At 42.2% G+C, this 15,727-nt stretch carries 10 protein-coding genes; all 10 read left to right on the forward strand.

What is annotated here, in order from left to right; genetic code table 11:
• The first annotated feature begins 169 nt into the window (after positions 1 to 169).
• The 10 genes from X939_RS0109760 to X939_RS0109810 all read left to right on the forward strand — a co-directional run bounded on the left by X939_RS0109760 (position 170) and on the right by X939_RS0109810 (position 15,710).
• Complete coding sequence (locus X939_RS0109760; RefSeq protein WP_025763075.1) at positions 170 to 1,672, forward strand: acetyl-CoA carboxylase biotin carboxylase subunit; 1,503 nt, start codon at positions 170 to 172, stop codon at positions 1,670 to 1,672.
• 211 nt (positions 1,673 to 1,883) lie between these two features.
• On the forward strand, positions 1,884 to 2,933 hold the full coding sequence (gene queA, locus X939_RS0109765; protein ID WP_025763076.1) for a tRNA preQ1(34) S-adenosylmethionine ribosyltransferase-isomerase QueA: 1,050 nt from the start codon (positions 1,884 to 1,886) through the stop codon (positions 2,931 to 2,933).
• Positions 2,934 to 3,018: 85 nt separating this feature from the next.
• Positions 3,019 to 3,687 (forward strand): 2-C-methyl-D-erythritol 4-phosphate cytidylyltransferase, encoded by a 669-nt coding sequence (locus tag X939_RS0109770; protein ID WP_025763077.1) that lies wholly within the window; start codon positions 3,019 to 3,021, stop codon positions 3,685 to 3,687.
• Positions 3,688 to 4,159: 472 nt separating this feature from the next.
• Positions 4,160 to 4,726, forward strand: a complete 567-nt coding sequence (locus X939_RS0109775) for a Crp/Fnr family transcriptional regulator (protein WP_025763078.1) — start codon at positions 4,160 to 4,162, stop codon at positions 4,724 to 4,726.
• A 76-nt stretch (positions 4,727 to 4,802) separates the two neighbouring features.
• The gene (locus X939_RS0109780) at positions 4,803 to 5,741 is read left to right on the forward strand and encodes an SDR family NAD(P)-dependent oxidoreductase (protein ID WP_025763079.1); all 939 of its coding nucleotides are present in this window, start codon (positions 4,803 to 4,805) and stop codon (positions 5,739 to 5,741) included.
• 640 nt (positions 5,742 to 6,381) lie between these two features.
• On the forward strand, positions 6,382 to 6,987 hold the full coding sequence (locus tag X939_RS0109785; RefSeq protein WP_025763080.1) for an RNA polymerase sigma factor: 606 nt from the start codon (positions 6,382 to 6,384) through the stop codon (positions 6,985 to 6,987).
• Positions 6,988 to 7,479: 492 nt separating this feature from the next.
• Positions 7,480 to 8,670, forward strand: a complete 1,191-nt coding sequence (locus tag X939_RS0109795) for a FecR family protein (RefSeq protein ID WP_025763081.1) — start codon at positions 7,480 to 7,482, stop codon at positions 8,668 to 8,670.
• A gap of 61 nt (positions 8,671 to 8,731) precedes the next feature.
• On the forward strand, positions 8,732 to 12,265 hold the full coding sequence (locus X939_RS0109800; protein ID WP_025763082.1) for a SusC/RagA family TonB-linked outer membrane protein: 3,534 nt from the start codon (positions 8,732 to 8,734) through the stop codon (positions 12,263 to 12,265).
• Between the two features lie 15 nt (positions 12,266 to 12,280).
• On the forward strand, positions 12,281 to 14,008 hold the full coding sequence (locus X939_RS0109805) for a RagB/SusD family nutrient uptake outer membrane protein (RefSeq protein WP_025763083.1): 1,728 nt from the start codon (positions 12,281 to 12,283) through the stop codon (positions 14,006 to 14,008).
• Between the two features lie 130 nt (positions 14,009 to 14,138).
• Positions 14,139 to 15,710: a sulfatase family protein gene (locus X939_RS0109810; RefSeq protein WP_025763085.1), complete on the forward strand. Its 1,572-nt coding sequence runs from the start codon at positions 14,139 to 14,141 to the stop codon at positions 15,708 to 15,710.
• The last annotated feature ends 17 nt before the right edge of the window (positions 15,711 to 15,727 follow it).

Raw genomic sequence — 15,727 nt, forward strand, 5'->3', positions numbered from 1 at the left:
GGGTAATCAAATATTACTTATGTTAGATAAATGCAAATTTAAAAAAAAAATGATAAAGAATAATAGTATGCTATACAACAGGAACTTGTAAGATAGGGAATTAATTAAAGTGTTACATTTACAATACTGTCATTTTTTGGATGTATTCATACTTTTAGGAGAAAAACGCATGAAAGAAATAAAAAAAATTCTTGTGGCAAATCGGGGTGAAATAGCGATGCGGATCTTGCGAACGGCCCGTGAAATGAATATTGCTACCGTGGCTGTCTTCAGTGAAGCCGACCGCAGCGCCCCCCATGTACGGTTCGCCGACCAGGCCGTATGCCTGGGAATGGCTGCCTCACAGGATTCTTATCTGAACCAGGATAAAATTCTTTCGTTCAGCAAAGAATTAGGCGTTGACGCCATTCATCCTGGCTATGGATTTCTTTCAGAGAATGCGGACTTTGCCCGTAGGGTGGAGCAGGAAGGTATCGCTTTTGTAGGCCCAAGCTGGCAGGCCATACGGACCATGGGTAGCAAATTGGCGGCAAAGGAAGCCGCCTCCGCCTATGCCATTCCTATGGTGCCGGGCACCCTTGAGGCTGTTACAGACAGGGTGCAAGCAAAAATGATTGCTCAAGAAATCGGCTATCCTATCCTGATCAAGGCAAGCGCCGGGGGAGGAGGCAAGGGTATGCGTATCGTAGAGCAGGAGGCTGACTTCGATGCCCAGATGGATCGTGCCGTAAGCGAGGCCGAAACCTCCTTTGGCGATGGCTCCGTTTTTATAGAAAAATATATCACTGCGCCTAAACATATAGAAATACAGATTCTGGGCGATCAACACGGTAATATTGTTCACCTTTACGATCGGGAATGCTCCATACAGAGAAGGCATCAGAAGGTAATAGAAGAGGCTCCTTCTATTTCAATTGACGCAAGCACCCGGGTCGAAATGGGGCGATGTGCCATCGATGTAGCCCGGTCTTGTGGGTACTATGGTGCTGGCACAGTGGAGTTTATTGTGGACAGCGACCAGAATTTTTATTTTTTGGAGATGAATACCCGTCTACAGGTGGAACATCCTGTTACTGAGTTGATTACAGGGGTGGATTTGGTGAAGCAGATGATCCATATTGCCGAAGGCCGGGCCTTGCCTTTCGTGCAGTCGGATATTAGTATCCGGGGCCATGCCATTGAAAGTAGAGTGTACGCCGAAGATGCCAGTAATAATTTTCTGCCCGATGTGGGTACCTTGCACACTTATAGGCCTCCCCTGGGAAATGGCGTAAGAGTGGACGATGGATTCGAACAAGGAATGCCCATTCCCATTTACTATGATCCACTTATATCAAAATTGATCACCTATGGAACGGATAGGGAAGAGGCAATTGCCAAAATGATCCGGGCCATCGATGAATATGCTATTCAGGGCGTGCAGACAACCCTTGCTTTTTGCCGTTTTGTAATGAAACATCCTGTGTTTATAAATGGCAGTTTTGACACAAATTTTGTAGCTCAATATTTTTCGGCCCAGGAGCTCGGGAAGGAAACCTCTCAGCAAGAGGGGCTTGTGGCTGCCCTAATGGCTTGGGAGCAGCAAAAGAAGGAAGTGGATTTTCAGTCGGGTGCGGAGGAGATTCAGCTGGCTGGACCATCCAAATGGAGATCTAAAAGACGGAATCTTTAATGCCATAAAAAATACTAGTATTTTAGGGAAAAAATAGCTACTTTTGCGGTCTTAATTTTAGTAGTGAAGGGTAGTGGCCAAGTTTCTGAAACCACTTTAGCATCAGTAAACTAAGGCCGAAAATTGCTTATCATACTGAGGACTTTTATCAAACAAGCGAATGCGAACGGCGGTAGGCCGGCATTAATCAATACACTCTGAATAACCAGCTATGAAGCTATCTGAATTTAAATTTGATCTCCCACAAAGTCTTATTGCCTTGCATCCTGCCGAACGTGGTGAGTCGCGCCTGATGGTAGTACACCGTAAAACAGGGGAGATCGAGCATAAAACATTCGCAGATCTTATTAATTATTTCGATGACGGCGACGTCATGGCCATTAATGATACCAGAGTTTTCCCTGCCCGTCTGTTTGGTCAGAAGGAGAAAACAGGTGCGAAAATTGAAGTATTCTTATTAAGAGAATTAAATCGCGAAATGCGATTATGGGACGTATTGGTAGACCCAGCTCGTAAAATACGGGTAGGAAACAAACTCTATTTTGGAGATAGCGACCTTGTGGCCGAGGTAATTGACAATACTACCTCCCGCGGCCGTACCATTCGCTTCCTTTATGATGGGGACAACGACGCCTTTATGAAATTGGTCGATGAATTAGGTGAAACCCCACTTCCTCCAGAAATTATCACCAGAAGAAAAGTGGAAAATGCAGACAGAGAGCGTTTTCAAACCATTTATGCTCAACATACAGGGGCTGTAGCAGCACCTACTGCTGGTATGCATTTCACAAAAGCGATGATGAAACGCCTGGAAATAAAAGGGGTTGGATTCGCTCCCGTTACCCTACACGTAGGTCTGGGTACCTTTCGGAATGTGGATGTAGAAGACCTTACCAAGCACAAAACGGATTCGGAAAATTATCATATTTCTGCCGAAAGTGCAGCCATCGTTAATAAGGCAATAGATGCTGGAAAGCGAGTATGTGCCGTTGGTACTACCTCCTTAAAGGCAATAGAGTCGTCGGTATCGGCGAGCGGACATTTGAAAGAAGTGGAAGGGTGGACCGACAGGTTTGTTTTTCCTCCCTACGATTTCAAAATCGCTAATGCCATGATCTCTAACTTCCAACTTCCCGAATCTATTCTGCTGATGTCGGCTTGTGCCTTCGGTGGATACGATCTGGTGATGAAGGCCTATGAAATTGCGATTAAAGAAAAATATAAATTCTTTACCTACGGCGATGCCATGTTGATCATTTAATAGAATTTTTTAGTGAAAAGGGTCATATGGAAAATGAATGGCAATCGCTGTTCCTTCTGTATGACCCTTTTTTCTTGCTCCTACCATGAAAAAGTTTGCCATTATTGTCGCCGGAGGTAGCGGAAGCCGAATGAAAAGCGAGCTGCCCAAACAGTTTATTGCCGTCAATAGGCTGCCTATTCTCATGCATACCCTGCAGGCATTTCATTCCTATTCATCCCAGGTAACATTGATACTCGTGCTTCCTGCCGCGCACCTGGATTTTTGGAAATCCCTATGTGTGCAACATAGCTTCCTGCTAAGCCATCGGCTGGTAGCCGGTGGAGAGACCCGTTTTCATTCAGTAAAAAATGGCTTGGCTGCGATAGACGATTCCCAGGGTCTGGTGGCAGTGCACGATGGGGTTCGCCCTGTTATCTCTGCAGAAATCATTTCGCAGGGCTATATCACGGCGGAGCGAGCCGGTACTGCCGTTACCAGCGTCCCCCTTAAAGACTCCATCCGGATGGTGAAATCGGAAGGGGGCAACCAAGCGCTAGATCGCAGTAACTTCCTACTTATTCAAACCCCGCAGACCTTTCGCCTCGACTGGATGCGCAACGCTTTCGCTCAACCCTATCAGCAGCATTATACCGACTGCGCCAGCGTACTGGAAGCAGCAGGCCATTGTATAGAGCTAATTCCAGGAGCTTACGAAAATATTAAAATAACAACTCCCGAAGATCTCGAATGGGCCAGCGTGTTCTTGAAGTAAGACTCTTCTGTTTGTATTTTTATAATTAATTTGGTCCTTGCCTAATTTTTTTAAGCCATCCAAAGGCATTTTTGTAGGAATGTTTCTTTGCCTGGCAACTTAAGTTATCACGAACACTTTAACGTAATCGCAGCCCTTGGTAGCGAGTTAACAGTCCTTTGGTTGATTAGCGAAGCGCACTATTTTCTCCCCATAATAATTGGACAAAAGATCTCTGGCCATTTAAATTCACAAGGTAATTCTAATACATATATAAGGTGGAAAACAATATCATATGAAAATCATAACAGGAAGCTACAACGGCCTGGTTCTGGGGTATATCGCCTGTAAAACCAGGCCCTAGCCTCATTTGTTCGATAGCTAAATCCGAAGAGCGATTCTATAACTGCGCTTATCACTCATTATTTTATTAAGAAATACTTTTTTGTCATATGACAAATGATTACTTTTTTAGAATATCAACCTTAGGGGCATGGAAAAATTAATAGACTTTTTGCTGGAATTTGGACATCTTAACCAGCAGCAAATAGATTTGATTAAAAGAAAGGCTTCCCCACTCGTTTTGGAGAAGGGGACTTATTTTTCTGAAGCTGGAAAAATTCCCAAACGTGTGGCATTTATCCAAACCGGGATTTTAAGGGTGTGTTACTATAACAGTAAGGGAGATGAAATAACCAAGTATTTTATTGAGGAAAATAATTTTGCTGTAGATATCAATTCCTATACACAGAAGATTCCATCTTCAGAATATGTACAAGCCGTAACAGATTGTACCTTATTAGTATTTAGCAAGGAGTCTTTTGACGAGCTTTTTAACACCATTATAGCATGGGAAGGTATCATCAATAAAATAACTGAAAAGGCTTTGATTGAGAAGCTGAACAAGTTGAGTCCAATGTTAGCCGAAGATGCTTCAACTAGATATCTTACTTTTCTGGAAAAATTTCCAGGGTTAGCCAATAGGATACCACTTTCATACTTAGCTTCTTATTTGGGAATCACACAGTCTTCATTGAGCAGGATAAGACGGAATATTTAAGGTGCTATTTGCCATATGACAAATGAAATGGTTACGATAAAAATGATTTTTGTGTTATCACTAAATCATAATTAAAATGGAAACTATTATCATCACAGGCGCTACAAGTGGAATAGGATTTCAATGTGCCGTAGAATTGGCCCGTCGGGCTCCTGACCATCGCATTATAATACCCGCTAGAAATCTCTATAAGGCAGAAGCTATACTCGAAAAGATTAAGCTTAGAACAGGACATCAACACTTGAAAGCCATGGTCATGGACCTTGGCTCCCTAGATTCCATTCATCAGTTTGTGGAAACCTTCAAAAAGGAAAAATTGGGACGGATTTCAATATTGATCAATAACGCTGGAATACAAAATATTGGCCAGACCACTTACACTTCCGATGGTTTTGAGGAGACCTTCGGGGTGAACCATTTGGGGGCTTTTGCATTAACTATAGCGCTGCTCCCCTTTCTCAAATCTGATGGGCATATTCTCTTTACATCGAGTGAGACCCACGATCCCGCACTAAAAACGCCAATAGAACCACCTGTTTATACCAGTGCAATGGAGATCGCCTACCCTAAAGAATCTTCAGAAAAAATGATTACCATAGGGCACCGGCGATATTCAACTTCAAAACTATGCAATATTATGACTGTATATGCCTTACAGAAAAAGTTGGCAGGGACTCAAATAAGGGTAAATGCATATGACCCGGGTATGACTCCCGGCACTGGGCTTTCTAAGTCATACTCTATATTTATGAGATTTCTATGGAAGAATATTTTACCCGTATTGACACTTTTCAAAAAGAATGTCCATACACCTTCACAAGCGGGGAAAAACCTGGCTGTCTTAGCTATTTCAGAGAAATACCAACATCTGAAAGGAATCTACTTCTCTAATGGACAGGTGGTTAGGAGTTCAAAAGACTCCTATAATGAATGCTTTCAAAACGATTTATGGACTCAAAGTCTTGCTTTGACTCAACAAAATTTCGTTGAACATTTCTCTCCTAATCTTTCATAGGGCTAATTTTTTTGTGCCTTGGAAGAGTCAATTTCTAAGGCACAAAAATCTATCGGGGCTTCTGGGTGAAGCCCTGCTGAACATGTCCGACTTCTCTTATAAAAGTTAGCTTTCAAGTCCCAACTCTGAAATAAATTACTAGAATCCGTGACAGTAATGGGACATTTGGCGGAAGCCAATATGGGGTGAGGAACTGAAGACCTTTGCTCCAATTCACAGAATTTCTTTTGAAAGTTTCATTAAATTTGATTATTTTGTTAAATATTCATGATTGTATGCGGGGCTGTACATTTATAAATCGGCCCTGAATGCATTGGAATATGTCAAATTTCGCACAGCTCTATGACCTTGATTATAGACTCATTGCGATAACACACCCTTATATTCGTGAATTCGGCCTTTTGTAGGAAAGGTTAGACCATGGTTGCTTTCAGGATACAATCGGGTAACTTGAAAATTATAGCAAACAAGAGGTCTGGCAGGAATAATAATAACGTTTAATTAATAAATTTGGAGGGTATGTTTCATCGTAGTGGCATCCAGATAGAAAATAGCTTGTTGGATCACGTTAGGATATGCAGTTGGTAACTAGAAGAAAGTCTGTCTAGCGTAAATAGTCATAGTATAGCATTTTAGTAAATTGGAAAAGGGTAGGCAATTCTCTGAGCATAACGAAGATGTCTGGAAACGCTTCAAAGCGGGTGACCAGGAGGCCTTTACTACCCTATACAATTTGCATGTGGACAGTGTGTTCAATTACGGCCTAAAATTCTGCAATGATAGTGATACTGTCAAAGATGCCATTCAGGAAATCTTTGTAGACTTGTATCTCACCAGAGAAAACAATAAAAGCTCATACCAACACCTCAAATTTTACCTATTCCTAAGCTTAAAAAGAAACCTCATTAAAAAAATGAAATATCGCCGACGTTTCGACGATTGGAACGACCAGGGCGAGCTCGTTGCTGGTATGGAATTTAGTATAGAGTATCAATTCATTGAGCGCGAAACCAATGAGGAAATCAACAAAAAAGTAAAGGACGTATTAGATGCCTTACCGGCCAAACAGAAAGAGGCCATTTATTTACGGTGTAATGAATCGCTAGACTACGCAGAAATTGCAACCATCATGGACATTAGCATCGAATCGGTGAGAAAACAATTTTATAGAGGGATTAAAGCCATCCGGGAGAATTTGGGTGTTCTAGAACTAGGACCTTGGCTGATTGCCTGTCTGATGATTTAGAACCGGTTTGGGGTAGCAGAATATAAATCCCTATGAATTCTGGAAAAGAATGGGCAGTCAGTTGGCGAATATAATATTCCTTCCATTGGAATTTTTGAAATATTTGATTCCTGATCTTAAGGATATTAGCCTCCCTGGTATCCCATCCACACCGGAGGTCCGGAGAAAGTAGAATTGCGGTTATAAACTATTATCAAGCCAAAAATTAATATGCGTTTATACATAAACGTTATCTTATTATTTGAGCTAGACGCAGTCTTTTTTGTCAATTCCGTCCATGGATTCTAGGTGGCAGATTCAAGCGAGTTGGCTCAGATATACGCTTTGTTTTTTGGGAAGACCAACGAGCCCCAGGAGGGACTTTATGCCAAGAAAAATCTAAACCTAGATGATAAAATAATTAAGGAAGTATTAAATTTTCTAAAAAAAAATTAAAAATACTGTCCACGTTCTGGAATCTGGAAGCCTTTAATAGGGTATAACGGAACGATTATGAACGGAATAGATAAATATTTAAATGATAATGATTTTATAAAATGGATTGTTGAGCCTAATCCAGAGCTAAATGCGTATTGGCAAGATTTTATACTCAACCATCCTGAAGAGAAGGAAAATTTAGAAGGAGCCCGTAAGGTGGTCACCAAACTTGGCAGTATAAGCACTCCACTTAGCAGCCATGAAAAAGAGGCATTGCTGTCCAATATACTTTCGGAAATCAACCATTCTAAAAAGCCTTTCAATCTACGTTGGTTGTATACAGGCTTGAAGTATGCAGCCATAATCTTCATCATATTTTCAGTAGGAATTTTATATACTTCCCGCTCGAAGGAGGGGGGGGGCGACTTTGAAGAATTTGCTGCTCAGGAGGTTGAGTTCGGTAGTGAGTCCAAACTGGTAGGCGTCGATGGAGAAACGATCATTTTGAAGCAGGATCATTCGAAACTTGTTTACTCGGATAAGGGTGAGCTTATTTTAGATGAAGATGCATCTGAGAATGCTCCCCCGAGCAAAGTTGAGAAGGCTCTAAACCAATTATTGGTTCCCTTTGGTAAAACGGCTGAACTATCCTTATCAGATGGAACAAAAGTGTTTCTAAATGCAGGAAGCCGTTTGGCTTACCCCACTGTCTTTTCGGGCGATAGTAGAGAAGTGTTTTTGATAGGGGAGGCCTATTTTGAAGTAGAGCATGATACCGACCAGCCATTTCTGGTTCGGGTAAAGGATCTGCTGGTGAAAGATTTGGGGACCAAATTTAATGTAAGCGCTTATGATCATGATGAAAATATCCGAACTACTTTGATAGAGGGTAAAGTGGCGGTCAAAAAAACCAGTGCTAGCCCATTTGAGAAGTATAAGGATCTGGTACCCGGGCAAATGTACGCATATCACAAAGAGACCCAGATTGACGAGTTATTAGTAGTCAATGCTACAGATCAAATATTATGGGTGAGTGGAATAATGAAATTTGAATCGGAAAAGCTGGGCACGGTACTGGCTAAGTTGGAGCGATATTATAATATCAGGTTTCAGTTAAAAGAGCAACAATTTAAGTCCATAAGAATCTCCGGAAAGTTACGATTGAAAGAGGATGTCAACGAAATAGTAAGGATAGTTGCCAAGACGGCATCCCTGGAGGTCGAACCGCTGCAAGGTGGCCAATATATCCTGTATAAGAAAAAATAACGCTTACCCTAAATTTTCCAAAATCCATAATGCTGTATGTTTATCTTAAATCCTTAAAATTATGTTAAAAAGATTACTTGAATTTCTGCCCCCGGTTTCTCTCAAAGGAGAATCCATGAAGGGGATTAAGTCTTTATTAGTTTTGATTTTTGTTTTAGTGGTGAGCTATGGTTATAGCTTTTCCCAGGTTAAATTGACAGTTCGCTTTAAAAATGCAACTTTAAAAGAAGTATTAAATACCATTGAGGCAAAAACTGGTTACCTGTTTTTATATCAGGATGAACTCTTGAAAGAGGCAAAAAAGGTAAGCGGGAACTTCAATAATGCCGATCTGAGCCAGATCTTAACTAGCGTTTCCAGTCAAACCAATATAAGTTTTGAGGTGAAGGATAAACAGATTATTCTTAGTGCGGGAAAAGCACCTAATACCTCAACCGTCAAACCAGTGCCGAATACCCTTGAAGTTTCTGTGAATAAAGAAATAACGGGTACGGTAACGGATAAAGATGGTATCTCGCTTCCAGGAGTGGGTATAAGGGCAATAGGCTCAACGGAATCTACGATCACTGACGTGGATGGTAAGTTTAAATTGACGATCCCGGAGACGGTGAAAAAGCTGTCATTTAGTTTTGTTGGGATGAAGACCCAGGAAGTTACCATCGGAAATAGTGTACAGCTTAATATACAATTAGAAGAGGAGCCTAAGGGTTTAGGAGAGGTAGTGGTTGTAGGCTATGGCGTACAGAAGAAAGCGCATGTTACGGCCTCTGTTTCGCAGGTAGGTCAGGAAGTTTTCGAAAACAGACCCGTATCCAACGCCGTTCAGGCCCTTCAGGGAGCTGTGCCCAATTTACAGATCTCTAATTCCAGTTTTGGTGGAGAACCGGGAGCGACGCCCAATATTAATGTAAGGGGTTTTATTACCAGTTCAGGAGGATCTATCGGGCAAGCCAATCCATTGGTACTGATCGACGGGGTAGAAATGAGCCTGGGTGATATCGATCCGGACGACATTGCTACGGTTTCGGTGTTGAAAGATGCCGCCGCTGCGGCAGTATACGGGGCTCGGGCCGCTGGTGGCGCCTTGCTGGTGACCACCAAAAATGGTAAGAGCATGAATGGAGGTATGAAAATCTCTTATTCCAACAATTTTGCCATCACACAACCTACCGTATGGCCCGACCAGGTTGATGCCCTAACCTTTGCCTATGTTATGAACGATGCCATAAAAAATGGGGGATCTTCAGTACCATATTATAATGATCAGCAAATAGAGTATATCAAGCAAAACATGGCCAACCCAGGTAGTGCTCCTACCTTGGTGCCTACTGCTGCGGGAAATGCCTGGGACCAGAACAATTTTGGTCTGGGGGCAAGTGGTTCTACCCAATGGAAAGATTTTTTGTTTAAAAAATGGGCCAGTCGGAAGAAAAACAATTTAAGTGTGACCGGTGGTAATGAGAAACTCAATTACTATTTGTCTACTGGCTATTATAATGAGGGTGGATTGTTGAAAGTAGGAGGAGAATCCTTCCAAAGGTTTAATATGGATGCCAAAATTGCAGCAAAGCCACTAAAATGGTTGAGTTTCGAATTGATGACTAAAATGTTACGTAGCCAGGACGAATTTCCATGGGATTATTCCCAAGGACCTTCCAATGGTCGGGGGAGAATTTTTGATGTAATATCCAAGCTGAAGCCCACCCTGCCCACCGTTGATCCTACTTATGGAGAGCCTCTGATAGAAGCACAATATCCTTTATGGAGTACTCAGCGAGAGAAAAATTTGGATAATCAGATTTCGATTTTGCCAAGGGTGACTATTGAGCCTGTAAAAAACTGGCTTATCAATCTGCAATATAATTACCGACGTAATAATGACAGACAGGTATTCACGGCCTTGCCTTATACTTCTAAACTAGCCAATGGCACCGAGATAACGACTCCCAACCTGGCCTCAACCCAGGTGAACCCCAGATTATATACCAATGAATATTTCTCTCCGAATTTATTCACAACCTATACCAAGTCCATAGCAAATCACCATTTTAAGATCCTCCTTGGATACCAGAATGAACTCTATGAATCTTATAATTTGTATGCTTCTGCATTGAATTTGCTATCCGAAAGCGTTCCGTCAATATCTACGGCAGTAGGAAATAAAGTTATCAATGATGGCATTACGCATTGGGCCACAGAGAGTGTATTCAGCAGATTAAATTATAACTATAAGGAAAAATACTTTTTCGAAGTAAGTTATAGAAGAGACGGATCATCTAAGTTTGAGCCTGGAGAAAGGTCCCTGGGATTCCCTTCATTTTCGGCGGGTTATGATTTGGCCAATGAAGATTTCTGGCCATTCAAGGATAAAATCGGGACTTTCAAACTGCGTGGGTCCTATGGTACTCTGGGCAATCAGAACGTAGAAAATTATTTATATGTACCGAGGTTATCACCTTCTCAGGGAACTTACCTCTTTAATGGGACCTACCGCTTTTTTGTAAACCCTCCTTCCTTGACCAGTGTGAATTTGACCTGGGAAACCGTTCAGACCACTGATTTTGGTTTAGATTTATCAGCATTTAAAAATCGATTGAGTTTTAATTTCGACTGGTATCGCAGTGATATAGATGGTATGGCGGCACCCGGGCAGACCTTACCAGCCGTATTAGGTACGGATGCACCCAGAACTAACGTGGGGAAATCAAGAGTTCAAGGTTGGGAAACGGAGATCGGCTGGCAAGATGCCATAGGAGAATTTAAGTATAATGTTAAAGCCGTACTTTCCGATTACAAAAGAAGTATCGTAAGTTATCCTAATGCTACGAACTTATTATCTGACTATTATGCAGGTCAGGATTTGGGCGATGTATACGGATTTAGATGGGCCGGCTGGTTCCAATCTCCAGATGATGTCAGCAGCTACCCCATCAATCAATCGGCTATAGCCAATAACTTTAATCCCGGAGATACGAAATATGTAGATATTAATAATGATGGTAAAATTGATAGAGGAACCAATACCCTGGGTGATTCCGGAGATTTGACTATCGTAGCGAATACGACCCCGAGATATCAATACTCTTTCAGCATTGGAGGAAGCTGGAGAGGTTTGGACCTGAGTATGTTTATCCAAGGGGTGGGTAAGCGAGATGTACTGGTGTCTAACCACCAAAGGTTCAGAGGGCCGGCTCAGGGACCATTTCATGCGAACGTATTGGCAGAACACTTAGACTATTGGAGAGACGATACCAGTCCTCTCGGAGCCAATTATGATGCCTACTTTCCTAAGCCTTATGCCGAGAATCCAGGAAAGAACATACGCAACTATCCTAATAATGCGGCAGTTGACCGATATATTCAGGACGGATCGTATATCCGGCTCAAGAATTTGCAGATCGGATATACCCTTCCACCCTCTTTTACCAAGAGGTTTAAGATCAACAGGTTAAGGGTTTTTGTGTCTGGTGAAAATTTGCTGACCTCTACCAAATATATGTTTTATGATCCTGAAACCACGCCGGGGAACTTTGGTAGCGCCTATTCCTACCCATTGGCAAAAGTTCTATCGACCGGTCTAAATGTTTCATTCTAATAATTTATGAAGAACATGAAAAAGTTAAGATATTTAATTTTAGTATTTAGTTTTCTTGCCCTGAACTCTTGTAAAAATGATTTTCTGGACAGAAATCCTCTGGATGAAATTTCTGAGCCTGAATTTTGGAAAACCACCGGAGACCTGGAGTTGTATAGCAACTCATTTTATCAAAATTTACCGGGCTGGGCCGGGGTTGGAAATGGATTTTCGGCCATGCCCGATAATGGCACCGATCTTAGCTTATCGTCTACGGACCCGTCCAACAGGTTGCTTGGGAATGTCACTATACCGGCTACTTCCAGCAACTCGGTTTGGTTTTGGGGAAATGTCAGGAAAGCCAATTACTTTTTGGCCAATGTAGATAAAGCTTCAGGGGCTACCTCCGACATCGATCAATACAAGGGAGAGGGTTTGTTTTTTAGAGCTTATTACTATTTTATTTTATTGAAGTCCTATGGTGATTTGCCTATTATAGATAAATATATCAGCAATAACGATGTAGAGTATTTATATAAAGGCAGAGACCCACGTAATAAGGTAGTCGATTTCATGTTGGCAGATCTGGATCAGGCAATCGCTCTTTTGAAAACCAAGGCCGCTTTAACCAATAATAATCCCCGGATCAACAAAGAAGCCGCATTGTTATTGAAAGCTTCCATTGCGCTTTATGAAGGAACCTGGGAAAAATACCATAAGGGGACTGCTTATGGAGTGGAGGGCTCAACAGGCACAGTGTATCTGGAGCAAGCGGCAGCGGCAGCCAAACGACTTATCGATGACAAAACGCTTAGTCTTCATACGAGTTATGCCAATTTATTTAACCAAACTTCCCTGAGTAATAACCCGGAAGTTATCTTGTGGAAGCAATATAACTTTGCGTTGGGCAATGCCTATGGGAACGATTTGCAAATTTCATGGCCCAACCGTAGCTCCTATACACTCTTTGCAATACGCAGCTATTTATGTAAGGATGGACTTCCTTATGCGCTTAGCCCCCTATATCAGGGTGATCAGCAACTCTCAAAGCTGGAAACAAATCGGGATCCTCGATTGGCCGCCACCGTAATGGTACCTGGTGATACCCTTTCTATTGCCCTTAGTGGAGCCGTTACCCCCTTTGTCGTGCCAAAGCTAACGACCAACAATTCAGCAGTGGGAGGTTATGAATCCCAGAAATATCGCATTCCCCAAATTGACGCAACCACGGGTAACTTTACAAGAAACACAGCCAAAATAATTATGCGCTATGCGGAGGCCCTCCTCATATATGCAGAAGCCAAGGCTGAGCTGGGGACAATTACCCAGGCCGATATGGACCTTTCGATTAACCAGCTCCGGAAGAGAAAAAGTGTGAATATGCCCGAGTTGGTGATGTCCTCCATCGTGACAGATCCTAACTGGCCTGATTATGGCTATTCCTTAACCCCTGTTTTACAGGAAATCAGAAGAGAGCGTACCGTAGAGCTGATGAACGAAGGTTTCCGATTCGACGATTTAATGCGCTGGAGAGCTCATGCCTTATTTGTAGGGCAAAGACCCCGCGGTGCCTACTATGAACAACTTTTGAAAAATGCTGCCGGCAATTTAAAGGTCGATAGTGAAAACTATCTTGATCCCTATTTTACAGCTGTGGGAGCATCTGGATACGGTTTTAAGCCAGAACGAGACTACTTAAACCCTATCCCTACGGACGAAATTTCGGTGAATCCTAATCTTAAACCCAATAACCCTGGCTGGTAAATGAATGCCTACCTATGGGTAGCGATATATAAGACTATACTGACCTAATGAGAGTAGGGAAGTCCCGAAATAATAAGTTTCAGGACTTCCCGCTATTCACTTCCTAAGCCCTTAACTTTAATAGTATATCATGCTCAAGAAATTAAAATTCTATTCCATCCTTGTCATAGGTTTATGTCTCTTCAGTAGTTTTAAAGACGATAAAAAACCTCAAAAGCCTAATATATTATTTATTATGGCCGATGACCATACCTCGCAATCCTGGGGGATATATGGAGGTTTTTTAAAAGACTATGTCAAAGTCGATAATATCACCCGCCTAGCCAATGAGGGCTGTGTTCTGGATAACTGCCTGGTCTCCAATTCCATTTGTGTACCGAGCCGAGCTTCTATTGTTACCGGACAATACAGCCATATCAATGGAATAAAGACACTGGGTGGAGGGCTAAACCCAGAAGTCGATAATATACAAAAACACCTTCAGAATGGAGGGTATCAAACCTCCTTGATCGGCAAGTGGCATTTGAAGCAGGAGCCTTCTGGTTTTGATTATTACAGCGTATTCCCGGGTCAAGGTGTTTACTTCGACCCGACTATGATTAGTAAGGGAGACTGGCAACCCAATGAGAAAGGAGGAAAAGTGCACAAAGGTTTCAGCTCTGATATTGTTACGGATAAGTCCATCGAATGGATTGAAAATCGGGACAAATCAAAGCCCTTTATGATGATGACCCACTTTAAAGCTACGCATGAGCCTTTTGACTATCCCGAAAGATTCAAAGATTTATATAACGATATCGACATTCCTGTGCCACCAACTTTCTGGGACAACGGGCCCGAAACAACCAATCGCCCGTTAAAAGGACAATCTATTGACGAACTGCAGAGACGTATGCTCTATGCCAGTGAGGATCCTTCTCATTGGGTTCATCATCTGATGTACCCCGGTCTGCCTTTCTCAGTAGATGGGTTGGCCTGGAAGGAAGCAAGGATGAAAACCTACCAAAAGTTCATCAAGGATTATATGAGGTGTGCAGCAGCCATAGATGATAATATAGGCAGACTCTTAGACTATTTGGACAAGAATGGTTTGGCAGAGAATACCATTGTAATTTACACCTCCGATCAGGGCTACTTCCTGGGCGAGCATGGCTGGTTTGACAAGAGATTGATCTACGAGGAGTCTATCCGGATGCCCTTCGTAATTCGGTACCCTAAAGAAATTCCCGCCAAGACACGGAATAAGGATCTGATCGAAAATGTAGACTTCTCGGCACTTTTCGCTGACTATGCGGGTATCCCTTATCCCACTTCCATGCAGGGGGTTAGCTTCCGGGAAAACTTAAAAGGAAATACCCCTAAAAACTGGCGTAAGTATGGCTATTACCGCTATTGGGAAAGCTCCAAAGACAGACCCGGGCATTTTGGTATCCGCGGCAGCAGATACAAGCTGGCTTTTTACTACGGGAACGGATTAAAAGAGAATGGATATAAGCCAGGAGAAGAACCTACACTATATTGGGATTTTCATGACCTTCAGGAGGATCCATTAGAGGTTCATAACGGATACAAGGATAAAAAATATCAGTCTATTATCACCCAAATGAAGAAGGAAATTATTCGCCAGCGAAAATTATTAGGGGATACAGATGAAGGTAATGATGAGATCCTTGCCATTATTGCCAAGCACTGGAATGATTAATCATACTGCATAGAAAT

This window comes from Dyadobacter tibetensis Y620-1 (assembly GCF_000566685.1).
In the GTDB taxonomy this organism is placed as follows: domain Bacteria; phylum Bacteroidota; class Bacteroidia; order Cytophagales; family Spirosomataceae; genus Dyadobacter; species Dyadobacter tibetensis.